This window comes from Caballeronia sp. AZ7_KS35 (assembly GCF_023631045.1).
Classification (GTDB): Bacteria; Pseudomonadota; Gammaproteobacteria; order Burkholderiales; family Burkholderiaceae; genus Caballeronia; species Caballeronia zhejiangensis.
The window spans coordinates 130740-152941 of sequence record NZ_JALQDV010000036.1 but is presented as its reverse complement, the minus strand read 5'-3'; the positions used below and the strand labels follow the sequence as shown (position 1 = coordinate 152941).

The following is a 22202-nucleotide window of genomic DNA, read 5'->3' as shown; positions in this document are numbered from 1 at the left end:
CCAAGGTCTATCTCCGCGCACGGCTCGATCGTCGCATTCCTCCGCCCCCGCGGAGCTTCAACTCCCCCCAAACCTCCCCCTAGCCGCCTCCACCACCCTAACCACCGCCTCCGCGCTCAACCGCGCCGCCACGACCCTCACATACTCATGATGCCTGGCCTCTAACGGCGCATCGAGATACTGCGCATGCAGATACCGAATCAACGCAATCCGCCGATGCTTCAGCGCGATACTTCGATCCAGCAGCTTAAGCGCCGCATCCGCATCATGCTTCTTGCATGCACGTTCGGAGAGCTGCGCAGCCGAATCACGCGACGCGTTCATCGCCGGACTACAGCCGCATCCCACGCATCGACGCGCAACCGCCAAGCATCGAAATCCGCCCGACGCCAGTCGAGTTCAAGCCCAAGCCGCTTCGTGCCCTCACGAATCTTCGGCTTGTGCAGCACCAAAGTAAGCGCATCCAGCGCCGGCCACTCTTCGAACGACAACGCGGCGATCTCCACCGCGAGCGTCTCCAGCAAGCGCGTATGCGCCTTCCCTTCAAGAAACGCGCTCACCCGATTGCACCACGCCTCGTAATCAATGAGACCATCGTCCGATTCATGCGGCATGCCGCGATAACGCAGGCTCGCATCGATGCACACGGGCTGCGGCCCTTCATGCTCATGCTCATACAAGCCGACGCGCGTCTCCACGATCAACTCATCGACGATCACGCGCCAGCCCAGGCCACCCGCGGCAAGCGGTTCGAACGGCTTCATGAGAGCAACGGCGCGGCGGCGTCGAGCATCATCTTCACGAAGTAATCGGCGAAGCTGCGGCGCACGATTATCTCGAAGCGATCGCCGCCCAGCGGCACGAGCGTAAGCGATGCCTTGAAGTAATGGCTCTGCGCGCATTGTCCTTCGCCGAAAACCTTCGGATGCAGATCGAGCGGACAACCGCGCGAAAGCACCTCACGCGTCTTCGGTCCGTCGATTTCGAGCACCGTATAACCGCTGCCGATATCCACCGCCGCCGAGAACTGTCCGACGAACGCGTCGCGCAGTTTCGCTTCGAGCGGCGCGGGACGCGATGCATCGTGCGCCGTATCCGAATGCACGAGCCATTCATCGGGACCGAGCCACAGCATCGTATAACCGTTGCCGCGCGCAATAGTGTTCGCCTTCTCGGGCGGCGTGCAGCCGATCACGCTCTGCACCGCCTTCGCGAACGCCGGATCGCGCGTATCGCCACGCACGTTCACGAGTTCGAGGAACGGCCGCTCGGCCAGACGAAACGCTTTCGGCGAGCCCGACTGATGCGTCTTCATCAATGCATCCGCGCCGACGAGCGGAGACTCCTGCCACACACCCTGTCCGCTGATTGCGCGATCGACGACCGTCGAGGAACCTTTGATCTCATTCAACATGCTGACGTGCTCCTTCGCTGTCGTAGAACACCGAACTGGTGATTTTTGCGTTGACCCGCTTGCCGTTCGCGAGCGGAATCATGACCGATTCGCCGATCTTCTCCAGACCGCCCTTCACGACGGCCAACGCAATCGAGCGCTTCAAAATAGGGCTGTAATAGCTCGACGTGACGTGTCCGAGCATCGGCGCGGTATCGCCCTGAAACGGTCCCGCGACGATCTGCGCGCCTTCCGGCAGCACGAACGAAGGATCGTCGGTGAGCAGGCCGACGAACTGCTTTCGCCCTTGTTTTGCAGTGTCCGAACGCGTGAGCGAGCGCTTGCCGATGAAGTCCTTCGACTTCGCGACAAGCCCGCCCATGCCGAGGTCGTAAGGCGTCATCGAGCCGTCCGTATCCTGTCCGACGATGATGTAGCCCTTCTCCGCGCGCAGCACGTGCATCGTTTCCGTGCCGTACGGCGTAATGTCGAATTCAGCGCCCGCGAGCATCAGCGCTTCCCACACCGCGCGTCCGACATTCGCGGGCACGTTCACTTCATACGCGAGCTCGCCCGAGAAACTGATCCGCATCACGCGCGCCGATGCGCCCGCCACCGTGCCATCGCGATAGCTCATGAACGGGAACGCCGCGTTCGCGAAGTCGATGTCGTGACACACTTTCTGCAGCACCTTGCGGCTGTTCGGTCCGACGACCGCGAACGTCGCCCAGTGATCCGTCACCGATGCGAGACGCACGCGCATGTCGGGCCATTCGGTCTGCAGCCAGCGTTCGAGCCACGTCAGCACGCGCGCCGCGCCGCCGGTGGTCGTCGTCATCATGTAATGCTGTTCGCCGAGACGCACCGTGACGCCATCGTCGAAGATCATGCCGTTCTCGTCGAGCATCAGCCCGTAACGGCACTTGCCGACTTCGAGCTTGCTCCACGGATTCGTGTACATCCAGTTCAGGAGCTTCGCCGAATCGGGGCCTTGAATGTCGATCTTGCCGAGCGTCGATGCATCGAGAATGCCGACGCTCTGACGCACCGCGAGCGACTCGCGCGCGACCGCCGCGTGCATGTCCTCGCCCGCCTTCGGGTAGTACCAGGGACGCTTCCAGTTGCCCACATCCTCGAACATCGCGCCGTTCTCGACGTGCCATTCGTGGATCGCGGTCTTGCGCACCGGATCGAGAAACTCGCCCAGCTCGCGGCCCGCGAACGTGCCGAAAGTGACAGGGGTGTAATTCGGGCGGAACGTCGTCGTGCCGGTCTCGGGAATCGTCTTGCCCAAGGCTTGCGCGAGAATCGCCATGCCGTTGATGTTGCCGAGCTTGCCCTGATCGGTGCCGAAGCCCATCGCCGTATAACGCTTGACGTGCTCGACCGATTCGAAGCCTTCGCGCGCCGCAAGATAGATGTCGGCCGCCGACACGTCGTTCTGGAAGTCGACGAATTGCTTCGGACCGCGCGTCGACAATTCCTTGTTGCCGACGATCCACAGCGGCAACATCGGCGCTTCGACGATTTCAGCGACTTGCACGGCAGCCGGCTTCACGACGATATGACCCGCCGCGCGCGCCGCTTCCGCGCCCGCATCCGCGCCGAGGCGAATGCCGCGCGACAGCGAGAACTCGCCCGCGCATGCGCCGACGCTGCTCTCCAGTTGCATCGCCTTGCCCGGCACGAAGCACGCTTTCTCTTCGTGCCAGTGCGCCTTGCCGCCCGATTGCGCGAAGAGATGCAGCACGGGGCTCCAGCCCCCCGACATGGCGACGAGATCGCATGGCAGGTCTGTCTGCTTCTGACCGACCTGGCCTTTGTCGTACGAAGCCACTTCGACCGATGCAACCCGCAGCTTGCCGCGCGCAGCCGTGATGACCGCGTTGTTCAGCACGCGCACGCCGTAGCGTCGCGCGGCCGCGGGCAACGTGCCCTTCGATTCGGCCGGACGCGGATCGACGACGGTCACATCCGCGCCTGCCGCCTTCAGATCGAGCGCGCATTGATACGCGTCGTCGTTGTTGGTGAACACAACGGCGTTGCGGCCCGGCATCACCGCATAGCGATGCAGATACGTCGACACCGCCGACGCCAGCATGATGCCCGGCAGATCGTTGTTGCCGAAAACGATCGGGCGCTCGTGCGCGCCGGTCGCGAGCACGACGCGTTTCGCGCGCACTTTCCGCATCAGTTCGCGCGTGCCGCTGCGGCGCGATACCGGCAGATGTTCCGTCAGACGCTGCGTGACCGTGACGAGGTTGTGATCCTGATAACCGAACGCCGTGCTGCGCGAAAGAACCTTCACATCGGGCATCTTGCGCAGTTCGCCTTCGATTTTCTGCACCCATTGCAGCGCGGGCTTGCCGTCGATCTCCGCGCGGCACGACAGAAGCGATCCGCCGAGTTCGCGCTGATCGTCGACGAGAATCACGCGCGCGCCCGACAAACCCGCCGCATGCGCCGCCGCGAGACCCGAAGGTCCGCCGCCGATCACGAGCACGTCGCAATGCGCGAAGCACTTGTCGTAGCGATCGGCGTCGAGTTGCTTCGGCGCTTCGCCGAGACCCGCTGCATCGCGAATCACTTCCTCGTATTTCGGCCACAACTTGCGCGGCCACATGAACGTCTTGTAGTAGAAGCCTGCGGGAATGAAGCGCGCGATCTTCTGATTGACCGCCATGCGATCGTTTTCGATGTTCGGCTTCGCGTTCACGCTCTGCGCGACGAGCCCTTGATACAGCTCGACTTCGGTAGCGCGCGCATTCGGGACGGTGTACGCGCCGGTTTCGAGTTGCACGATTGCGTTCGGCTCTTCGACGCCCGCCGTGATGATCCCGCGCGGACGGTGATACTTCCAGCTGCGCGCGACGAAGCGCTCGCCGTTCGCGAGCAACGCGGACGCGAGCGTATCGCCTTCGAAGCCCTGATACGTCTTGCCGTTGAACGTGAAGGTGACGGGAATCGCACGATTGATGCGCCCGCCCATGCCGAGTCGGTCTTTCTGGCTCATTTCGACGTGCCTCCGTTGTCATGCATCACAGCCAGCGGACGGTCGAACGTCTCGTAGCCTTGAATTTCATATGAAACCGTATCGCGCTGCACCTTGAACCAGCGGCGGCAGCCTTGCGCATGATTCCATTGCTCGCGATGCACGCCGCGCGGATTCTTGCGCATGAAGAGGTAGTCGCCCCACTCGCGGTCGGAGAGCTTTTCGGTGTCGAGCGGGCGCGCGATATCCGCTTCGCCGCCGCAGGAAAATTCGGTTTCGGCGCGCGGCCCGCACCAGGGGCATTCGATCAGCAACATGTTTTTCGCTCCTAATGCGATTAGTGGGCCACGGCAGCCGCGCCGTGTTCGTCGATCAGATGACCGGTATAGAAACGATCCAGCGAGAACGGCGCGTTCAGCGGATGCGGCTCGTCCTTCGCGATCGTGTGCGCGTAGGCCCAGCCCGAACCCGGCGTCGCCTTGAAGCCGCCCGTGCCCCATCCGCAGTTGAAGTACAGACCCTTCACGTCGGTCTTGGAGATGATCGGGCACGCATCCGGCGATACGTCGACGATGCCGCCCCACTGACGATTCATCCGCACGCGCGAGAACACGGGGAACATCTCGACGATCGCTTCCAGCGTGCCTTCGATGATGTGAAAGCTGCCGCGCTGACCGAAGCCCGTGTATTGATCGACGCCCGCGCCGATCACGAGATCGCCCTTGTCGGACTGGCTGATGTACGCATGCACCGCGTTCGACATCACGACCGTGTTCACGACCGGCTTGATCGGCTCCGACACGAGCGCCTGCAACGGATGGCTTTCGAGCGGCAGGCGCACGCCGGCCATGTCGGCGAGCGTCGTCGTGTTGCCCGCCGTGACGACCGCGACCTTCTTCGCCTTGATGAAGCCCTTCGTCGTATCGACGCCCGTCACCTGACTGCCGTCGCGGCGAATGCCCACGACCTGGCAGTTCTGGATGATGTCGACGCCCGCGCGATCCGCGCCGCGCGCGAAGCCCCACGCGACCGCATCGTGACGCGCGACGCCGCCGCGACGCTGAATCGACGCGCCCAGCACCGGATAGCGGCTGTTGAGATTGATCGTCGGCTCGATTTCCTTGATCTGCTGCGGCGTGAGGAACTCGGCATCGACGCCGTTGAGACGGTTCGCGTTCACGCGGCGCTCGGTATCGCGCACGTCCTGCAGCGTATGCGCGAGATTCATCACCCCGCGCTGCGAGAACATCACGTTGTAGTTGAGGTCTTGCGAGAGGCCCTCCCACAGCTTCATCGCTTTTTCGTACAACGCCGCCGATTCATCCCACAGATAGTTCGAGCGCACGATGGTCGTGTTGCGCGCGGTATTGCCGCCGCCGATCCAGCCCTTCTCGAGAATCGCGACGTTCGTGATGCCGTGCTCCTTCGCGAGGTAATACGCGGTCGCGAGACCATGACCGCCACCGCCGACGATCACCACGTCGTACTCGCGCTTCGGCTCGGGACTTCGCCACTGGCGCTCCCAGTTCTCGTGATACGACATGCCGTTGCGTAAGAGGCTGAAGATGGAATAGCGGCTCATGGTGTTTCTCTTCCTTCGTGGGGTCCTGAATTCAGCATTCGATGACGTTCACGGCGAGGCCACCGCGCGACGTCTCCTTGTATTTCGTCTTCATGTCCGCGCCGGTTTCGCGCATCGTCTTGATGACCGAATCGAGCGACACGTAATGCTTGCCGTCGCCCTTCATCGCCATGCGCGCGGCGTTGATCGCCTTGATCGCGCCCATCGCATTGCGCTCGATGCACGGAATCTGCACGAGGCCGCCAACGGGGTCGCACGTCATGCCGAGGTTGTGTTCCATGCCGATTTCCGCGGCGTTTTCGACTTGCGCGGGCGTGCCGCCCATGACGGCGGCGAGCGCGGCGGCGGCCATCGAACAGGCGACGCCGACTTCGCCCTGGCAACCCACTTCCGCGCCCGAGATCGACGCCGTTTCCTTGTAGATGATGCCGATGGCCGCGGCTGTCAGAAGGAAGCGCACGATGCCGTCATCGTTCGAGCCGTGCATGAACTTCACGTAGTAATGCAGCACGGCGGGAATCACGCCGGCCGCGCCATTGGTCGGCGCGGTGACGACGCGGCCGCCCGCCGCGTTCTCTTCGTTGACGGCCATCGCATAGAGATTGACCCAGTCGAGCATCGACAGCGGGTCGCGCAGCGACTCTTCCGAGCGCGACCGCAGCGACGCGGACAGATCGGCGGCGCGGCGCTTGACTTGCATCGGACCGGGCAGCTCGCCGCGCTCCTTGCAGCCGCGCTCCACGCACGCGGCCATCACGCGCCACACCGCGAGCATGCCTTCGCGGACTTCGGATTCGCTGCGATTCGCGCATTCGTTTTGCATGGTCACGTCGGCGATAGACAGACCTGTCTCCCGACAGACGCGCATGAGATCGTCGCCGGTGCGAAACGGGTACGGCACCGTATTGGCCGCGCGCAAGCCGTTCACGCGATCGCCTTCGCGATTCACGACGAAGCCGCCGCCGACCGAGTAATACTCCTTCTCGACGAGAAGCTGGCCGTTCTCGTCGAACGCCTGAAAGCGCATGCCGTTCGGATGCACGATGCTCGATCCCGGCGCGCCCGGCATCAGCTTGCGATAGAAGCCGATATGCTCGCGCTCCTCGAACATCACATCGTGCTTGCCGAGCAGCTTCAGGCGCTTCGTCGCGCGGATTTCCGCGAGACGCGGCGCGATGACGTCCGGATCGATGAGATCGGGCAGATTCCCTTCGAGGCCGAGCAACACGGCCTTGTCGGTGCCGTGGCCTTTGCCGGTCGCGCCGAGCGAGCCGAACAGCTCGGCGCGCACGCGCGTGACGAAGGCGAGCAGATTGGCGTCTTCGATATGCGACGCGAAGCGGCACGCCGCGATCATCGGCCCGACGGTATGCGAACTCGACGGTCCGATGCCGATCTTGAACAGATCGAAGACGCTGACGTTCATTGGCGTGTCCCTTGGGTTGGCGAGATGTTCCGGTATGGCGCTCATTGCACCAAACCCAGAAAAGACCCGATAGAACAAAAACGCCATCGAAATGGGATCGCGGCGTCAGCGCCGTTTTTCGCGCGTGGACGACGTCGGTTTTCCGATGATTTCAGGCCCGGCGACGCAAGCGCGACGGCGCGTAACAGAGCATTTCGCGCCCGGCGCGTTTTTGCGCATCTTCGTTGCACATCCAGCATTTTTGAGACTGGTCCGAAGCGTCGCGCCGACAGGCATCGGTATATTCCCTAGGTCTTGAGGTGAGCCACGCCTATAGGTTTCGGATCACTCGTCCTTTCCGCCTTTTCTTGCTTATCCGGTTCGCATTGATGGAAACTCACGCCTTACCCGACCAGTTCTTCAAATCCTGGATTCTCGCTTTCCTTATCAGCGTGGCTGTCGTCGGCACGCTTCAGGCAGTCGATCTGCTCGCCGTCGATCGCGTGCTCACGCGTCAGGTGCCCGTCTGGATCGCGCTGATGCTGCTCTGCTCGATCGATCCCGCCCTGCGCTACTTCGGCGTGTTGAAGGCCGAAGTCGAACAGCGTTGGGCCGATTACACGATCGCGAGCGTGCTCGGCCGCGCGGCGGGCGCGCTCATCGGCGGCGCTTTCGCCTGGGGCTTCGCGGTGCTCGGCGGCTGAAGCGCACCGCTTCGATTCATGGTTATTTGCGCGGCCGGCGTCACACGACGCCGGCCGCGTTCCATTTCTGACGCACGCCCGATGCTCGCGGCCGAGTGATATGCTCGCTGGATAACGTCCAGCCGCATGTCTCCCGCATGAACGCCGCAGAATCTCTTCCGCCGTCGTCTGTCGACGGTCAATCGAAATCGCGCATCCGCTTCGGCATCATCCTGCTGCCGAATTTCACGCTGACCGCGTTCTCCGGTTTCGTCGATCTGCTGCGCCTTTCCGCCGATGAAGGCGATTTCAGCCGACCGGTGCGCTGCTCGTGGAGCGTGATCGGCGAGACGCTCGCGCCCGTTCGCGCGAGTTGCGGCATACAGATCACGCCGTGGGAAACCTACGATCAGGCCGAGCCTTTCGATTACGTCGTCGTGGTCGGCGGCCTGCTGCATTCCGGCCCCGCGACGAGCGATGCGACGCTGCAGTTCATCCGCCGCGCGGCTGCCTCAAATGCAACGCTCGTCGGCATGTGCACCGGCGTGTTCTCGCTGATGCGCGCGGGCGTGCTCGAAGGCCATCGCATCTGCGTGAGCTGGTTTCATTATTGGGACTTCGTCGAGCGATTCCCGCACGCGGATGAGCAATCGCTCGTCGCGGACCGGCTCTTTGTCATCGACAGAAGGCGCATTACGTGTTCGGGCGGGCGCGCATCGATCGATGTCGCCGCCGCCATTCTGCTGCGTCACTTCGAAACGGCGACGGTGCAAAAGGCGCTGCGCATCCTGCTCGTCGATGACATGCAGAAGGGCAACGCGCCGCAGCCGCATCCGCCGGGTCTCGCGCCCGCGACGCATCCGAAAGTAAAACGTGCGATCCTGCTGATGGAGCAGCACGTCGGCCGTTCGCTTACGCTCGATGAACTCGCGCACAAGCTCGATCTTTCGACGCGGCAACTCGAACGGTTATTCAAGGCGGAGACGGGCAAGGCGCCGCAGGCGTATGCGAAGCAGGTGCGGCTGCGCACGGCGGCGTGGCTGCTGACGAGTTCGGACAAGACCGTCGCCGATATCGCATCGAGTTGCGGCTTTTCCGACGCATCGCATCTGGGCCGCGAATTCCGCAAGCAATTCGGCCTGCCGCCGATGATGTATCGCGAGCAGGGCGGCGCGCCGGATGCGCCGGATGCAAATCACGCAATGGACTACGACGAAACTTTCCCGGGCCGCGCGCAGGCAATCTAGCAGGATCTGAATACGTTTTCCGCGGCTCATCAAACCAAGGAGGAACGGCATGGAGACTCACGGATACTCGCAGGAAGAATGGAAAGTGCGCTGCGATCTGGCGGCGCTGTATCGCGTGATCGGGCATTTTCGCTGGACCGACATGATCTTCACGCACATCAGCGCGCGCGTGCCGGGCACCGATCATCACTTTCTGATCAACCGTTATGGCGTGCTTTTCGACGAGATGCGCGCATCGGATCTCGTGAAGATCGATCATGAAGGGCGGCCGGTCGAAGCGGGCGCACGCGATGATCCCGCGCGATATCTCGTGAATCCGGCGGGCTTCACGATTCACTCCGCGATTCACATGGCACGGCCCGATGTGTTTTGCGTCGTGCATACGCATACGGCGGCGGGCGCGGCGGTATCGGCGCAAAAGCAGGGCTTATTGCCGATCAGTCAGCATGCGTTGAAGTATTACGGACATATCGCGTATCACGACTATGAAGGCATTGCGCTGGACCTCGCGGAGCGCGATCGCCTCGTCAACGATCTCGGCTCGCATAACGCGATGATCCTGAAGAATCACGGGTTATTGTCGTGCGGAAAGTCCATTCCGGAAGCGTTCCAGGAAATGTACTTTCTTGAACGCGCTTGCGAGATTCAGATTCGCGCGCTGGCGGGCAATGCGGAATTGAATCTGCCGTCGCAGAGGGTTTGCGAGTTGACTGCAGAGCAATATCGGCGCGATGAAGCCGATGGAATCATGGCGTTGCAGTGGCAAGCGGCGTTGAGAATGATCGAAGGCGCGAAGCCGGATTATCGGACCTGACGCGCCTTCGTTGAATCACTGCGTCAGTTTTCAGTTGCCGGCGACATACGCCTTCACTGCCGGCAACCCATCCTTCCCGTCGAACGTCTTTACGCCCGCAAGCCATTTATCGAGCACCGCCGGATTCGCCTTCAGCCATTCGCGCGCCGCCTTGTTCGCATTCGTCTTGTTCATGATCGGCAGCATCACGTGGTTCTCGATATCCGTCGTGAACTGCAGGTTGGACACGAGCTTCGCGACATTCGGACAGCGCGTGTCGTAATCCGTCGGCGTGACGGTCAGCACTTTTGCTTCGCCATAGTTCGGGCCGAAGACATCGTCGCCGCCCGCGAGATAGTCGATCTTCATCTGCACGTTCATCGGATGCGGCTCCCAGCCGAGGAACACGATCGGCTTCTTGTCGCGAATCGCGCGATTCACTTCCACGAGCATGCCCGCCTCGCTCGATTCCACGAGCTTGAACTTGCCGAGCCCGTACAGGTTGTTGTCGATCATCTTCTTGATGAGCGCATTGCCGTCGTTGCCCGGTTCGATGCCGTAGATCTTGCCGTCGAGCTTGTCGTAGTTCTTCGCGATGTCGTTGAAGTTCTTGATGCCCGCCTGATACGCATAATCCGGCACCGCGAGCGTGTACTTCGCGCCCGTCAAGTTCGGCGTCGGCAAGACCTTCACTTGATTCGCTTTCCTGAACGAATCGATCATCGGGTCCATCGTCGGCGACCAGTAACCGAGGAACACGTCGATCTGCTTGCTCTTCACGCCCGCGAACGTGATCGGCACGGACGCGATCGTCTTCGTCGGGTTGTAGCCCAAGCCCTGAAGAACGGTCGATGCAAGTCCGGTGGTCGCGGCGATATCCGTCCAGCCGACATCCGCAAAGCGCACGTTCCTGCACGCGGCAGGCTCGGCTGCATACGCTCCCGCCAAACCAGATAGCAAAGCTGCCGCGATCCACAATCGTTTCATCGATCTCTCTCCGAAGTTATTTTCAAGGCATGACGCGGCCCGCACGCGAGGCTTTCATACCAAGCCCGCGCGGCCAAAAAAGAAAAAGAAAAAGTCAGGCCGATAATCGCCGCTCGACGCTCGGCGCATGTCCGAACTGCGCGCGATACGCCTTGCTGAAGTGACACGGCGAATGGAAGCCGCAGATGCTCGTCACGCGCGCGATCGACGCATCGGTGTTGCGCAACAGTTCGCGTGCGCGACGCAATCGCAACGTCAGGTAGTAATGCGTCGGCGATACGTTGAGGAACATCTTGAACATGCGCTGCAAATGCCGCTGCGACAGATGCACGAGCCGCGCGAGTTCTTCGAGCGACAACGGCTCTTCGATGTTCGCCTCCATCAGCCGCACCACTTCGACGAGTTCCGCACGCGAGAAGCCGACGCGCGCATCGACGGGAATGTGCTGATAATCCGTCGATCCGCGAATACGCTCGACGATGAACTGCTCCGACACCTGCGCCGCATGCGCCTGCCCGAGCCGCATGCCGACGAGATTGAGCATCAGGTCGAGCGGCGCGGTGCCGCCCGTGCACGTCAGGCGGTCGCGGTCGATCACGAAGAGCTCGTCGGCGAAGCGCACATGCGGAAAGCGCTTGTTGACCGGCGACATGTCTTCCCAGTGCAGCGTGCAGCGATAACCATCGAGCAGTTTCGCCGCGAGCAGCGCATACGGCCCGGTGCAGATTCCGCCGAGCGGAATGCCCGCTTCATGCGCGCGCTGCAGAAGACCGATCACCTTGTCGTCGACATAATCGGCGACATGCCAGCCCGCGCAGACGATCAGCACGTCGGGCATGCCGGCTTCGTCGAGCGTCATCGTCGGCTTGATGGTGATGCCGTTGCTCGCACGCGCGGGCTCGCCGTCCGGCGTGATGATCGACCAGCTGTAGTGCTGCGCGCGGCCGACGTAATTGGCCATGCGCAGCACCTCGACCGCGCTCGTGAACGCGATCATCGAGAAGTTCGGCAGCGTGAGAAAGCCGAAGCGCGAAAGACTGGACAACGGTGATTCGGTACCCGCCGGAACGATCGCGTCGCGCTTCATGGGTCGTGTGCCTTGTTAGCCTTGTTGCGCCGCCGGCTCGCGGCGCACTTTCATCACGCTCTTCAGACCGGCGAAGAGCGGGGCGCGTGCCATGCCGGGCGCTCGTCCGAAGCTCTCGGTGATGCGGTCGAGGATGATCGCCAGCAACACCACCGACAAGCCGCTCTCGAAACCAAGCCCGATATCCAGACGCTGAATCGATGCGAGCACGTCGTTGCCGAGACCGCCCGCGCCGACCATCGACGCGATGATGACCATCGACAGCGCCATCATGATCGTCTGGTTCACGCCGGTCATGATCGACGGCAGCGCGTTCGGAATCTGCACCTTGTAGAGCAGCTGGAACGGCGTGCAGCCGAATGCCTGGCCGGCTTCGACGATCTCGCGATTCACCTGCTTGATGCCGAGCGCGGTGAGGCGCACGGCCGGCGGCATCGCGAAGATGACGGTTGCGAGAATTCCCGGCACGCGGCCGAGACCGAACAGCATCGCGGCCGGAATCAGGTAGACGAAGGCGGGCATCGTCTGCATCAGATCGAGCACCGGGCGCACGCCCATTTCGACGTACTTGCTCTTCGACGTCCAGATGCCGAGCGGAATGCCGAGCAGCAAGCTGATGAACGTCGAGGACAGCGTGAGGCCGAGCGTGATGACCATCTGATCCCAGAAGTTCGTCGCGTAGATCAGCAACAGCGACGCGAGGACGAACACGGCGAATCGCCAGCCCACTCGCCACAAGCCGATGCCGACGAAGATCGCCATGAGCGCCCACATCGGAATGGCCTGCAGGCCGTGCTCGACGGCCGCAGCGAATGTTTCGATGACCTTGCCGATGGAGTCGAAGGTCTTAGCGTCGTGATCGAGGAGATAGTGGACGCCGTGGTCCACCCAACTGCCAAGCGGGATGATTTCAGACATGGGAACCTCGATGGTGCGTAAGGACCTTCAGGACATTGGTCTTGTTGATCGAACCGCAGTACGAACCGTCCGCTTCGACGACCGGCAGCGGGGCGGGACTTGCGACCACGCGATTCACGACCTCGTCGAGCGCGACGTGACGCTCGATGCATTCGATCGGATTGATGCGCGGCGCGGCGTTGCCGTTCGCATCACGTCCGACGAAACCGCGGATGCGGCGCTCGGCGTCGAGCACGAACGCGTAGTCGGCGCTGCCGTTGAGCGTCGCCGCGACACTCGATGCGTCGATTTGCGGCGAATGTTTGATGAGCGGCACGTCGTCGGTCTGCATCAGATCGCCGGCCGTGAGATAGCGGCTCGTGTCGATGCCTTCGAAGAACGCTTCCACGTAGTCGTCCGCGGGATTCGTGATGATTTCCTGCGGCGTGCCGATCTGCACCACGCGGCCGCCTTCCATGATCGCGATGCGCGTGCCGATGCGCATCGCCTCTTCGAGATCGTGCGACACGAACAGGATCGTGCGGCGCTGCTCGCGTTGCAGATCGAGCAGCACGTTCTGCATTTCCTTGCGCTTCAGCGGATCGAGCGCGGAGAACGCTTCGTCCATGATCATCAGCGAAGGATTCACGGCAAGCGCGCGGGCGAGACCCACGCGCTGCTGCATGCCGCCCGATAGTTGCGCAGGTAACTTTTGGGCGAACGGAGCCAGGCCGACCTGCTCCAGCACGGTCATGGCGCGCGCTTCGCGCTCCTTCTTGCCGACGCCCGCGACCTCGAGGCCGAATGCGGCGTTGGAAAGAACCGTGCGCTGCGGCATCAGCGCGAAGGACTGAAACACCATGCTCATGTCCTTGCGCCGCAGGGACGTGAGTTCGGAGCGCGGCACGGCGGCCACGTCGCGGCCATCGATCAGCACCTTGCCCGCCGTCGGCTCGACCAGCCGGTTGATGAGCCGGATCAGCGTGGATTTGCCCGAGCCGGAAAGGCCCATGAGCACGAAAATCTCACCTTCCTTGACGTCAAAGGAGACGTTATGGACGCCGACGATCTGTCCGGTGCGCTTGAAAACCTCTTCCTTCGTCGCACCACCGGCCAGCATGTCCAGCGCCTGTTTGGGACTGTTGCCGAAAACCTTGCACAGTCCTTCGACTACCACCTTGGGGGAATTCATCGAATATCTCCTGGCGTGTGCGGACGTGCGTCCGCGCTGTGCATACATAGTTGCCAGAAAAAAGTCACATCAGCCGACTATTTGCGACAACCACATGTGGAAATACGACACCGGAATAAGCGCGAAAGTGCCAGCGGTCGATCGAATCCTTGCTGGATAAGGGTTTGCGGGAAGCGCAGCGAACGATCTTGCGATTTTCGGCATGTCGCGCATGAACAAGTCGCGAAGCCTTTTTGCGATGCAGGCGGCTTGCGAACCGCGCGTCAGCAATACGAAAGAAAGAAAAGACTGGCGTCGCGCAGGAAGCGCGAAGAAGGATGCGTCCGGCACGAAGCCGAAGCGATGTGGAATTGCTAGAAAAACTACATAAAACGGAAAACTGGCGGGCGGGTCGTACGGCTCGTGCCGTCGTAAGTTGCTGGTGTTGTGTTTCCCGCGCCGCCGTCAGCTGCGCATTACAGGCGGAAGCCGAAAGCCGTGCCGCGCGCCTTGCGCTGACGCTCGGATTCACGGAAACGCGCTTGATACGAGTAGTCTTTGTCCATCGGCAGGTGGGCCGATTCGAACATCGAAGCAAATTTTTGCAGCAGGGCGAAGAGGTAGCTCATGACTGACTCCGGTTAGTTACAGAGGGTTTTCCCTTAGAGAGGATTATAGGGTTGTCCCTAACCGATTTCTAGTGCAATGCAACATTTCGTGGCAAGAAATTTGGTAGTTTTTCTACATTTTTACCGGTTTGCCGTCTTCTCGAAACGGGGACGGATCTGCCAGGCCTGTACGACGGCGTTCCGATCCGACGACGAGCGGCTGCGCGACACGCCGCCGCAGAACGGCGTGTCGCGCGAATCTGACAGCGCGAATCAGTGCGCCGAGGAAGTGGCGCGATGGTGCGCGTGACGCGTGTGCTTTTTCGGCGCGGGATCGGGCGTCGCGGCGCTGATCGGCCGAACCGGTGATGCGTCCGTCAGGTCGGGAGGACGGCGCACGCTGATATTGGCGGAATCGGTATCGAAGAGCGACGCGAGCGTCGCCTGCTGGTTGAGCATCAGTTGCTCGGTGCGGTCCTGCTGCAGCTTGCTATCGTGGTTCATGCGCAGCAGTACAGCGGTTTGCGCGATGCCCGTCGCCACCGTGACGAGCACCACGCAGACGATGATCGTCAGCATCGTCTTCATGCGGCGCGCGTGGGCGGCCGTCGAAGTCCGCTGCTCCGCGATCACCGCATAGAGCGCGTCGATGGTGTCCGCGAACGCCGTGGCGCGGGCGCGGTCGAGTTCGGGCGCGGCGGCATCGCGGATGCCGGGCTGCGCGAACGGCGCCGCTTCGTTGCGGTCGCCGCGAGCCCCGCGATCGCGGGCGATGAGCGCTGAAGCGAGCGCGCCGAGCGATGGCGCCGCATTCTCCGGCGCAACCGACGTGCTGATGCTCGCCGATCGCGTCGTCACCGCGGCCATCGCGCCGGTTCTCGCGGCTGGTTGGCTCGCGTCCGGCGGCGGCGCATCGATTTGAGGCAAATCGTCCCCGAAGAGGCCCTGCTCCGGCGCAACCGATGTCACGCCGCCACGCGCCGCCCGTTTCCCGACGACGGATTCCGGCGCGTTCCCGCCATTCGATTGCACGGCCGCGAGAAACACCTCCGGCAGTTCGAAACCTTCGAACGTGCCTTGGCGGATATCGGTGTTCATCGCCTGAAGTTGCGCGCGCTCGGCGTCTTCGGCGAACAGATCGAGCGTTTCGCCCGCACGCGCGCCTTCGCTCAGTTGTGCGAGACGCTGCGCGGAACGTGCGGCGCGAGCGAGTTTCTTTTCCGTGTCGGCGCTGGTCTGCGGCGCCCGCATCTCATGCTTTTGCGTTGCGCGCCGGCGGCGGGACGAGGCGTCGGCGTCTCTCTTTACTGCGGAATCTGACATAGGTTCGAAAGGCGGCTGCCCGAACCGGCGTGCAAGGCGCACCGGCGCATCGGCGATTATTTCGAGAGGCCGCATTGTCGCATGGCTGCGCGTGCAAACCCGCATCCCGAAGGCGATTTCAGGCGGCATCGTCCTCACGAAACTCGCGCACGACGTCGAGTTGACGCAAACGATCGCAAATCGCGCGATATTCCACCGCAGATGCACGCGACAGTTCGACTCGCACCTCGTCGAGATCGGGCGAATCATCGCTTTGCTGCACGACGAACTGCTTCACGCGCACGCTGCCGGGCCCGAGCGCCTCGTGCAGCGCATGAAAACTGAGCGCGCCGCGATCGACGAGCATCGTCAGTTGACGGCGCTGCTTCACGCTGATGAAGCGGCGTTCGAGCGGCTTGATCCCCGCCAGAATGATGAGGATGATCGCCGTCGCCGCGATCGACGCCGTATAGAGCCCGCCGCCGACCGCGAGGCCAATGGCCGCGACCGACCAGAGGCTCGCCGCGGTCGTCAGGCCGCGCACGATCTCGCCGCGCAGCAGAATCGAGCCCGCGCCGAGAAAGCCGATGCCCGACACGACCTGCGCCGCGACCCGCGACGGATCGAGCACGACGTGGTCGTACTTCAGCGCATCCTCGAAACCGTAAGCCGACACGATCATGATGAGCGCCGAGCCGACGCACACGAGCATGTGCGTGCGCAGTCCCGCCGCCCACGAAAGCCGCTCGCGCTCGAAGCCGATCACGCTGCCGAGCGCCGCGGCCATCATGAGCCGCGACACGAGTTCGATATTTCCTATCATGTTCTCGTCCTCCTCTCGGTGAGTCGCCCGCGAATGCGTCGCGCTGCGGGCCGGTTTTGCTATCCTTTCCCGTTGCGTAGGCGCCTCACGGCCGCGCATCCCCCGAAACAATAAGAGTCGTCCTATGCAGGATCAGCAACCAAACGCATCGCCGGCGATGCAATCGGCGAACCCGGAATCCGCCGCGCCATTGCGCGCGCATTACGCGAACATCGTGCTGCCCATCTGGCGCGGTCCGGGCTTCAACGCGGCGCTCGGCCTCGCCTATGAAGCCGTCGCGCCGGGGGATCACGCGCCGCTGGCGCCGAAGCGCTATCGGGCGATGGCCTGCGCGCGCCAGCTCTTCGTGTTCTCGGAAGCCGGCGATCTCGCGCACGCCGCGACGCTGTTCGAATCGCTACGTCACTATTTTCAGGACAAACGCAACGGCGGATGGTTCTACAGCGTGGACGCGAGCGGCGCGCCGCTGGAGCGTCAAAAGGATCTCTACACCCATGCGTTCGTCGTTTTCGCGTGCGCGCATTACGCGAAGAAAAGCGGTTCCGCCGATGCTTTCACGCTGCTCGATGAAACGTCGCGGCTCGTCGAGGCGCGCTTTTCGAGCGGCGGCGATCTGCTGAACGCGGTGCTTGCCGAGGATTTCGGCGCGACCATCGAGACGCCGCTGCAAAATCCGCTGATGCATCTCGCCGAAGCGTGGCTCGCGGCGCGCGAAGCGACCGGCGAGCCCGCCTACGACAAGCGTCTCGCGCAGCTCGCGAAATCCGTCGCGGATGCGTTCGTGCACGAGCCGAGCGGCTCGATCGCCGAATTGCCGATGGGCACGGCGGGCAACCGGCTGGAGCCGGGCCATCAGTTCGAGTGGTATTTTCTGGCGCTGGGCAGCGGTCACGCCGCATTCGAAGCGGCGGGGCTGAACGAACGGCTCGCGCGCGCGTTCGACTTCGCGCAGCGGCACGGCGTGGACGAGCAGACGGGCGGCGTTCATGCCGCCATCGACGAAACCGGGCGCGTGATCGACGGGACGCAGCGCATCTGGGCGCAGACGGAATATCTGCGCGCGCTGGCGACGCGCGGCGACGCCGTCGGTCCGCAAATCGAGCGGTTTCGCGCGCGCTTCCTGCACGAAACCGGCTGGGTGGAATGCCGCTCGGCGACGGGCGAGATCAGCCGCGCCGAGATGCCGTCGACGACGCCGTATCACCTCGCGACGTCGTACGCGGCCTTGCCTCTTTAAGCGAACTCAGACGAGCTGAAACACCGAAACCGCAGCCTTCAGTTGCCGCGTCTGCTCATGCAGCGACGACGCGGCAGCCGCAGCCTGCTCGACGAGCGCCGCGTTCTGCTGCGTCATCTCGTCCATCTGCGTGACCGCCTGATTCACTTGCTCGATGCCCACGCTCTGCTCGAGCGACGACGCACTGATCTCCGCCATCATCTGCGTGACGCGTGAAATCGACGCCGACACTTCGCGCATCGCCGTGCCCGCGCGCTCGACGAGCACCGAGCCGTCGCTCACTTGCGCGACCGACTCGCCGATCAGTTCCTTGATTTCCTTCGCCGATTGCGCCGAACGCTGCGCGAGACCGCGCACTTCGCCCGCGACGACCGCGAATCCACGGCCCTGCTCGCCCGCGCGCGCCGCTTCGACAGCCGCGTTCAACGCGAGGATGTTGGTCTGGAACGCGATGCCGTCGATGACCGAGATGATTTCCGCGATCTTGTCCGAGCTCGACGCAATGCCACGCATCTTCTCGACGACATCGTCGACCACGCTCGCGCCGCGCGACGTCGCGTTGAGCGCTTCGCCCGCGAGCGTGTTGGCCTCGCGCGCGTGCTCGGCGTTCTGGCGCACCGTCGCGGTCAGCTCTTCCATGCTCGATGCGGTTTCTTCGAGCGACGCCGCCTGATTCTCCGTGCGCGCGGACAAATCCGCGTTGCCACTCGCGATTTCATCGGCGCCGAGGTTGATCGAATCCGACGTTGCGCGCACCGTTTTCACCGTGTTCGCGACGCTTGCCTGCATCGTCGCGAGGCCCGCGAACAGACGGCCGATTTCGTTCGTGCCGCGATCTTCGATACGCTCGTCGAGACGGCCGTTCGCGATGCGCTCGAAATGGCGGCCCGCTTGTTCCAGCGGCTCGATCACGGCACGGCGCAGCGCGACGTGCACGAGCGCGATGCCCGCGACCAGCGTCACCAGAATCGCGATGCCGACCGCGCGGAACCACGCGTAGCGCGTGTCGATCGACGACAGATAGCCGCGGCCCGCTTCATCGCCGAAATCGACGAACTTCTGCTGTTCCGCGAGATAGCGATCCTGGAAGCCTTGCGTCGGCTGGTCGAGGAACGCCTGGAGATTGCCCGCGTCGAGATACTGCACGAGCTCGCTCAGCGCCTTCGAATACTCCGCGTATTTGGCCTGCAGCGCGCTCATGCGCGCCGTGTTTTCATCGCCGGTCTTCGGCGCGTTCAGGAACGCCGTGAACGACTTGTCCGCCGCCGCGATCTGCTCGCGCGCGTGCTGGACGATTTCCGTCGGCTCGCTTCCGCCGCGCACCATGCGCGTGCCCGCGCGCGACAGGTTGATGCGCGCATCCATCAGATGCTGGGTGGTCTTGTTGACCGCGTTGACCTGCTTGAGCGCGATGTTGGACAGACTGCCGACATCGTCATGCGTGCGCGACAGGGACCAGAAACCGAGCCCTTCGGTCACCAGTTGAAAGAGACAGAACACCACCAGAACTGCGAGCAAACCCGATGAAACCTTGATCTTTCCGAACATCACTAGCACCCACACTTTCCGAATTAAGGCCCGCCGATGCGGGGACACTGCGGGTTTACGGCAGTCGGGCGACAAAGCTTGAATCGTTTGCCGCAACGGCTTGTCTATGCGAATGCAGGGAACGCGCCGCTTCGGCGAATCGTCATCGGAGAGCGCGCGTGCCGCCCGAAACGCACCATTGCACAATTTTTGCGTGACTTCCTTGCAGTGCGCGCGATCGCTTCCTATTGTCTTTGCAGGACGGCACCGAACCCACCCAAGGAGTGTCCGAATGGCCGAAATTGTCGATATCGCGCGCGGTGCGCTGAATGCGCAACCGTTCAGCGCCTTGCTCGGAACAAAACTGATGCAGGTCGATTCAGCGAGTCTCACGCTGTGTCTGACGATCAGGGACGAGCTAAGGCAACAACACGGCTTCGTACACGGCGGGGTGGTGAGTTATCTCGTGGACAACGCCCTGACCTTCGCGGGCGCGCTGCGGCTCGGGCCGAAGGTCGTCACCGGCGAATACAAGATCAACTATCTGCGCCCGGCCGTCTCCGGAACGCTGATGGCGCGTGCTCGCGTCGTCCATGCCGGCATGACGCAGGCAACCTGCCAGTGCGACGTGTTCGTCACCGATGGCGGCGCCGAGCGGCTCGTCGCGGTCGCGCAGGGCACGATCACGCGCATCTCCGAAGGCGTTGCGGCGGAACCCGTCTATCACGCCTGAACTTTTCGAATCCCGTCGTCCGAAACGAAAAACCTCGCCGCGGCGAGGTTTTTTGTCGTTGCTGCGGGCCGATTACTGCGCCGCGACGGTCTTCTGCGTCTGCTCGCCGAGACCCTGAATGCCGAGCTTCATCGTCTGGCCGGCCTTCAGGAAGACCGGGTTCGGCTTCACGCCCATGCCGACGCCCGGCGGCGTGCCCGTCGAGATGACATCGCCCGGCTGCAGGCTCATCACCTTCGACAGATACGCGACCAGTTGCGCGACCGTGAAGACCATGGTCTTCGTGTTGCCGTTCTGATAGCGTTTGCCGTCGACTTCGAGCCACAGATCGAGCTTCTGCGGATCCGCGACTTCGTCCTTCGTGACGAGCCACGGACCGATCGGGCCGAACGTGTCGAAGCCCTTGCCCTTGTCCCATTGCGTGCCGTGTTCGAGCTGCCATTCGCGCTCGGAAACGTCGTTGATCACGCAATAGCCCGCGACGTAATCGAGCGCGTTGGCTTCATCGACATACTTCGCTTCCTTGCCGATGACCACGCCGAGCTCGACTTCCCAATCGGTCTTCACCGAGTTGCGCGGGATTTCGACGTCGTCGTTCGGGCCGCAGATCGCGCTCGTCCATTTGTTGAAGATGACCGGCTCGGTCGGCACCGGCAGATTCGATTCGGCGGCGTGATCCGCGTAGTTCAGGCCGATGCACACGAACTTGCCGACGCGCCCCACGCACGGTCCGATGCGCGGATTGCCGTCGACGACCGGCAGCGTCGCCGGATCGGTCGCGCGCAATTTGGCCAGGCCCGCTTCGGTCAGCGTCGCGCCGGCGATGTCATCGACGACCTTCGACAAGTCGCGAATCTGGCCTTCGGCGTCCAAGAGACCCGGTTTTTCCTGACCCTTGGGGCCGTAACGAAGCAGCTTCATCTGATGTGATCCTCCTGGTTCCAAATAACGTGAGCGGTCGGTCAGTTCGACCAGCCGCCGTCGATGATGTGAATCTGTCCCGTCGTGAACGACGATTCGTCCGAGCCGAGATAAAGCGCGAGCGCCGCGATTTCTTCGGCGCGGCCGACGCGTCCCATCGGCTGGCGCGCGACGAACGCGGCCTGCACCTGATCGACGCTCGCGCCCTGCGCCTTCGCCTGCTCCGCGATGCGGTCCTTGAGCGACGGCGATTCCACCGTGCCCGGACAGATCGCGTTGCAGCGAATGCCGCGCGTGACGAAATCGGCGGCGACGGATTTCGTGAGGCCGATCACCGCCGCCTTCGACGCGCCGTACACGAAGCGGTTCGGCACGCCCTTCACGCTCGACGCCGCCGACGACATGTTGATGATCGAGCCGCCGCCTTTTTCCAGCATCTTCGGCAGGAACGCGCGAATCGTCCGATACATCGCCTTCGCGTTCAGATCGAAGGCGAAGTCCCAGTCTTCCTCGCTCGCCTCCAGAATCGAGCCGGCGTGCACATAGCCCGCGCAGTTGAAGAGCACGTCGATCGCGCCGATCTCGCCGGCCAGCGCGTTGATCGCCTGCGGGTCGCGCACATCGAGCTTGCGCGCTTCGAAGGGCTTGCCTTCGAGCGATTCCGTGCGGATGTCGGTGGCGATCACGCGCGCGCCCTGTGCCGCGAACAGTTCGGCGGTCGCGAGCCCGATGCCTTGCCCCGCCGCCGTGATCAGCGCGGTCTTGCCTGCCAGTCTTTGTACCATCTACTGCTCCAGTCGGAAGTGTTTTTGAG

At 63.0% G+C, this 22202-nt stretch carries 22 protein-coding genes; 5 read left to right on the top strand and 17 right to left on the bottom strand.

Translation table 11 applies throughout. The features are described from left to right. Nucleotides 1–57: 57 nt before the first annotated feature. From NCT05_RS22680 to NCT05_RS22650, 7 genes are read right to left on the bottom strand one after another with little or no spacing between them, the layout of a single operon-like run. The gene (locus tag NCT05_RS22680) at nucleotides 58–324 is read right to left on the bottom strand and encodes a hypothetical protein (RefSeq protein WP_008354170.1); all 267 of its coding nucleotides are present in this window, start codon (nucleotides 322–324) and stop codon (nucleotides 58–60) included. Beyond that, the gene (locus tag NCT05_RS22675) at nucleotides 321–764 is read right to left on the bottom strand and encodes a dihydroneopterin aldolase (protein ID WP_250436316.1); all 444 of its coding nucleotides are present in this window, start codon (nucleotides 762–764) and stop codon (nucleotides 321–323) included. Before NCT05_RS22675 ends, NCT05_RS22680 begins: the two co-directional genes overlap by 4 nt. Beyond that, nucleotides 761–1414 (bottom strand): sarcosine oxidase subunit gamma, encoded by a 654-nt coding sequence (locus NCT05_RS22670; protein WP_008354173.1) that lies wholly within the window; start codon nucleotides 1412–1414, stop codon nucleotides 761–763. The genes NCT05_RS22675 and NCT05_RS22670 overlap by 4 nt, the downstream gene beginning before the upstream one ends. Beyond that, nucleotides 1404–4406 carry a sarcosine oxidase subunit alpha family protein gene (locus tag NCT05_RS22665; RefSeq protein WP_250503207.1) on the bottom strand — a complete coding sequence of 1001 codons (3003 nt, stop codon included), beginning with the start codon at nucleotides 4404–4406 and terminating at the stop codon, nucleotides 1404–1406. Before NCT05_RS22665 ends, NCT05_RS22670 begins: the two co-directional genes overlap by 11 nt. Beyond that, on the bottom strand, nucleotides 4403–4702 hold the full coding sequence (locus tag NCT05_RS22660) for a sarcosine oxidase subunit delta (RefSeq protein WP_175982376.1): 300 nt from the start codon (nucleotides 4700–4702) through the stop codon (nucleotides 4403–4405). The genes NCT05_RS22665 and NCT05_RS22660 overlap by 4 nt, the downstream gene beginning before the upstream one ends. Before the next feature lie 20 nt (nucleotides 4703–4722). Then, entirely contained in the window at nucleotides 4723–5967 is a 1245-nt protein-coding gene (locus NCT05_RS22655; protein ID WP_008354176.1) for a sarcosine oxidase subunit beta family protein, read from the bottom strand. A 31-nt stretch (nucleotides 5968–5998) separates the two neighbouring features. Beyond that, nucleotides 5999–7393 carry an L-serine ammonia-lyase gene (locus NCT05_RS22650; RefSeq protein WP_250440851.1) on the bottom strand — a complete coding sequence of 465 codons (1395 nt, stop codon included), beginning with the start codon at nucleotides 7391–7393 and terminating at the stop codon, nucleotides 5999–6001. A gap of 368 nt (nucleotides 7394–7761) precedes the next feature. Here NCT05_RS22650 and NCT05_RS22645 point away from each other — a divergent pair, with 368 nt between their 5' ends. The 3 genes from NCT05_RS22645 to NCT05_RS22635 all read left to right on the top strand — a co-directional run bounded on the left by NCT05_RS22645 (nucleotide 7762) and on the right by NCT05_RS22635 (nucleotide 10116). Beyond that, a complete protein-coding gene (locus NCT05_RS22645) occupies nucleotides 7762–8076 on the top strand; it encodes a hypothetical protein (RefSeq protein WP_033535841.1) in 315 nt (104 codons plus the stop codon). Nucleotides 8077–8213: 137 nt separating this feature from the next. Continuing rightward, nucleotides 8214–9302, top strand: coding sequence for a GlxA family transcriptional regulator (locus NCT05_RS22640; protein WP_175982375.1), 1089 nt, complete (start codon nucleotides 8214–8216; stop codon nucleotides 9300–9302). Nucleotides 9303–9351: 49 nt separating this feature from the next. Continuing rightward, entirely contained in the window at nucleotides 9352–10116 is a 765-nt protein-coding gene (locus tag NCT05_RS22635; protein WP_008354180.1) for a class II aldolase/adducin family protein, read from the top strand. A gap of 30 nt (nucleotides 10117–10146) precedes the next feature. Here the strand turns inward: NCT05_RS22635 and NCT05_RS22630 are convergent, their stop codons facing one another. From NCT05_RS22630 to NCT05_RS22600, 7 genes are all read right to left on the bottom strand, one after another. After that, nucleotides 10147–11082, bottom strand: a complete 936-nt coding sequence (locus NCT05_RS22630) for a choline ABC transporter substrate-binding protein (protein ID WP_250503206.1) — start codon at nucleotides 11080–11082, stop codon at nucleotides 10147–10149. 94 nt (nucleotides 11083–11176) lie between these two features. Further along, nucleotides 11177–12169 (bottom strand): GlxA family transcriptional regulator, encoded by a 993-nt coding sequence (locus NCT05_RS22625; protein ID WP_008354182.1) that lies wholly within the window; start codon nucleotides 12167–12169, stop codon nucleotides 11177–11179. Nucleotides 12170–12184: 15 nt separating this feature from the next. Continuing rightward, nucleotides 12185–13087 (bottom strand): choline ABC transporter permease subunit, encoded by a 903-nt coding sequence (choW, locus tag NCT05_RS22620; RefSeq protein ID WP_008354184.1) that lies wholly within the window; start codon nucleotides 13085–13087, stop codon nucleotides 12185–12187. Further along, nucleotides 13080–14258, bottom strand: coding sequence for a quaternary amine ABC transporter ATP-binding protein (locus tag NCT05_RS22615; protein ID WP_008354185.1), 1179 nt, complete (start codon nucleotides 14256–14258; stop codon nucleotides 13080–13082). Before NCT05_RS22615 ends, choW begins: the two co-directional genes overlap by 8 nt. A gap of 455 nt (nucleotides 14259–14713) precedes the next feature. Next, a complete protein-coding gene (locus tag NCT05_RS22610) occupies nucleotides 14714–14866 on the bottom strand; it encodes a hypothetical protein (protein ID WP_008354186.1) in 153 nt (50 codons plus the stop codon). Nucleotides 14867–15118: 252 nt separating this feature from the next. After that, complete coding sequence (locus tag NCT05_RS22605) at nucleotides 15119–16096, bottom strand: hypothetical protein (protein ID WP_250503205.1); 978 nt, start codon at nucleotides 16094–16096, stop codon at nucleotides 15119–15121. Between the two features lie 190 nt (nucleotides 16097–16286). Then, a complete protein-coding gene (locus NCT05_RS22600; protein WP_008354188.1) occupies nucleotides 16287–16970 on the bottom strand; it encodes an MgtC/SapB family protein in 684 nt (227 codons plus the stop codon). Nucleotides 16971–17094: 124 nt separating this feature from the next. On the opposite strand from NCT05_RS22600, the gene NCT05_RS22595 reads away from it, so the two are divergent. After that, on the top strand, nucleotides 17095–18207 hold the full coding sequence (locus NCT05_RS22595) for an AGE family epimerase/isomerase (RefSeq protein WP_250503204.1): 1113 nt from the start codon (nucleotides 17095–17097) through the stop codon (nucleotides 18205–18207). Between the two features lie 6 nt (nucleotides 18208–18213). Here the strand turns inward: NCT05_RS22595 and NCT05_RS22590 are convergent, their stop codons facing one another. Further along, nucleotides 18214–19755 (bottom strand): methyl-accepting chemotaxis protein, encoded by a 1542-nt coding sequence (locus NCT05_RS22590; RefSeq protein WP_008354190.1) that lies wholly within the window; start codon nucleotides 19753–19755, stop codon nucleotides 18214–18216. Between the two features lie 271 nt (nucleotides 19756–20026). Here NCT05_RS22590 and NCT05_RS22585 point away from each other — a divergent pair, with 271 nt between their 5' ends. Beyond that, nucleotides 20027–20467 (top strand): PaaI family thioesterase, encoded by a 441-nt coding sequence (locus NCT05_RS22585; protein ID WP_008354191.1) that lies wholly within the window; start codon nucleotides 20027–20029, stop codon nucleotides 20465–20467. A gap of 72 nt (nucleotides 20468–20539) precedes the next feature. On the opposite strand, the gene NCT05_RS22580 is transcribed toward NCT05_RS22585, so the two are convergent. After that, a complete protein-coding gene (locus NCT05_RS22580; protein ID WP_175982371.1) occupies nucleotides 20540–21388 on the bottom strand; it encodes an ureidoglycolate lyase in 849 nt (282 codons plus the stop codon). A gap of 41 nt (nucleotides 21389–21429) precedes the next feature. Beyond that, nucleotides 21430–22173 carry an SDR family oxidoreductase gene (locus NCT05_RS22575; RefSeq protein ID WP_008354193.1) on the bottom strand — a complete coding sequence of 248 codons (744 nt, stop codon included), beginning with the start codon at nucleotides 22171–22173 and terminating at the stop codon, nucleotides 21430–21432. Between the last annotated feature and the right edge of the window lie 29 nt (nucleotides 22174–22202).

Bases quoted from the DNA above. Each gene is read 5' to 3' on its own strand.
- NCT05_RS22635 (WP_008354180.1), top strand. From the start codon at position 9,352: ATGGAGACTCACGGATACTCGCAGGAAGAATGGAAAGTGCGCTGCGAT.
- NCT05_RS22640 (WP_175982375.1), top strand. From the start codon at position 8,214: ATGAACGCCGCAGAATCTCTTCCGCCGTCGTCTGTCGACGGTCAATCG.
- NCT05_RS22590 (WP_008354190.1), bottom strand. From the start codon at position 19,755: ATGTTCGGAAAGATCAAGGTTTCATCGGGTTTGCTCGCAGTTCTGGTG.
- NCT05_RS22680 (WP_008354170.1), bottom strand. From the start codon at position 324: ATGAACGCGTCGCGTGATTCGGCTGCGCAGCTCTCCGAACGTGCATGC.
- NCT05_RS22670 (WP_008354173.1), bottom strand. From the start codon at position 1,414: ATGTTGAATGAGATCAAAGGTTCCTCGACGGTCGTCGATCGCGCAATC.
- NCT05_RS22630 (WP_250503206.1), bottom strand. From the start codon at position 11,082: ATGAAACGATTGTGGATCGCGGCAGCTTTGCTATCTGGTTTGGCGGGA.
- NCT05_RS22575 (WP_008354193.1), bottom strand. From the start codon at position 22,173: ATGGTACAAAGACTGGCAGGCAAGACCGCGCTGATCACGGCGGCGGGG.
- NCT05_RS22675 (WP_250436316.1), bottom strand. From the start codon at position 764: ATGAAGCCGTTCGAACCGCTTGCCGCGGGTGGCCTGGGCTGGCGCGTG.
- NCT05_RS22600 (WP_008354188.1), bottom strand. From the start codon at position 16,970: ATGATAGGAAATATCGAACTCGTGTCGCGGCTCATGATGGCCGCGGCG.
- NCT05_RS22645 (WP_033535841.1), top strand. From the start codon at position 7,762: ATGGAAACTCACGCCTTACCCGACCAGTTCTTCAAATCCTGGATTCTC.
- NCT05_RS22650 (WP_250440851.1), bottom strand. From the start codon at position 7,393: ATGAACGTCAGCGTCTTCGATCTGTTCAAGATCGGCATCGGACCGTCG.
- NCT05_RS22585 (WP_008354191.1), top strand. From the start codon at position 20,027: ATGGCCGAAATTGTCGATATCGCGCGCGGTGCGCTGAATGCGCAACCG.
- NCT05_RS22660 (WP_175982376.1), bottom strand. From the start codon at position 4,702: ATGTTGCTGATCGAATGCCCCTGGTGCGGGCCGCGCGCCGAAACCGAA.
- NCT05_RS22605 (WP_250503205.1), bottom strand. From the start codon at position 16,096: ATGCGGGCGCCGCAGACCAGCGCCGACACGGAAAAGAAACTCGCTCGC.
- NCT05_RS22610 (WP_008354186.1), bottom strand. From the start codon at position 14,866: ATGAGCTACCTCTTCGCCCTGCTGCAAAAATTTGCTTCGATGTTCGAA.
- NCT05_RS22595 (WP_250503204.1), top strand. From the start codon at position 17,095: ATGCAGGATCAGCAACCAAACGCATCGCCGGCGATGCAATCGGCGAAC.
- NCT05_RS22655 (WP_008354176.1), bottom strand. From the start codon at position 5,967: ATGAGCCGCTATTCCATCTTCAGCCTCTTACGCAACGGCATGTCGTAT.
- NCT05_RS22625 (WP_008354182.1), bottom strand. From the start codon at position 12,169: ATGAAGCGCGACGCGATCGTTCCGGCGGGTACCGAATCACCGTTGTCC.
- choW (WP_008354184.1), bottom strand. From the start codon at position 13,087: ATGTCTGAAATCATCCCGCTTGGCAGTTGGGTGGACCACGGCGTCCAC.
- NCT05_RS22580 (WP_175982371.1), bottom strand. From the start codon at position 21,388: ATGAAGCTGCTTCGTTACGGCCCCAAGGGTCAGGAAAAACCGGGTCTC.
- NCT05_RS22615 (WP_008354185.1), bottom strand. From the start codon at position 14,258: ATGAATTCCCCCAAGGTGGTAGTCGAAGGACTGTGCAAGGTTTTCGGC.
- NCT05_RS22665 (WP_250503207.1), bottom strand. From the start codon at position 4,406: ATGAGCCAGAAAGACCGACTCGGCATGGGCGGGCGCATCAATCGTGCG.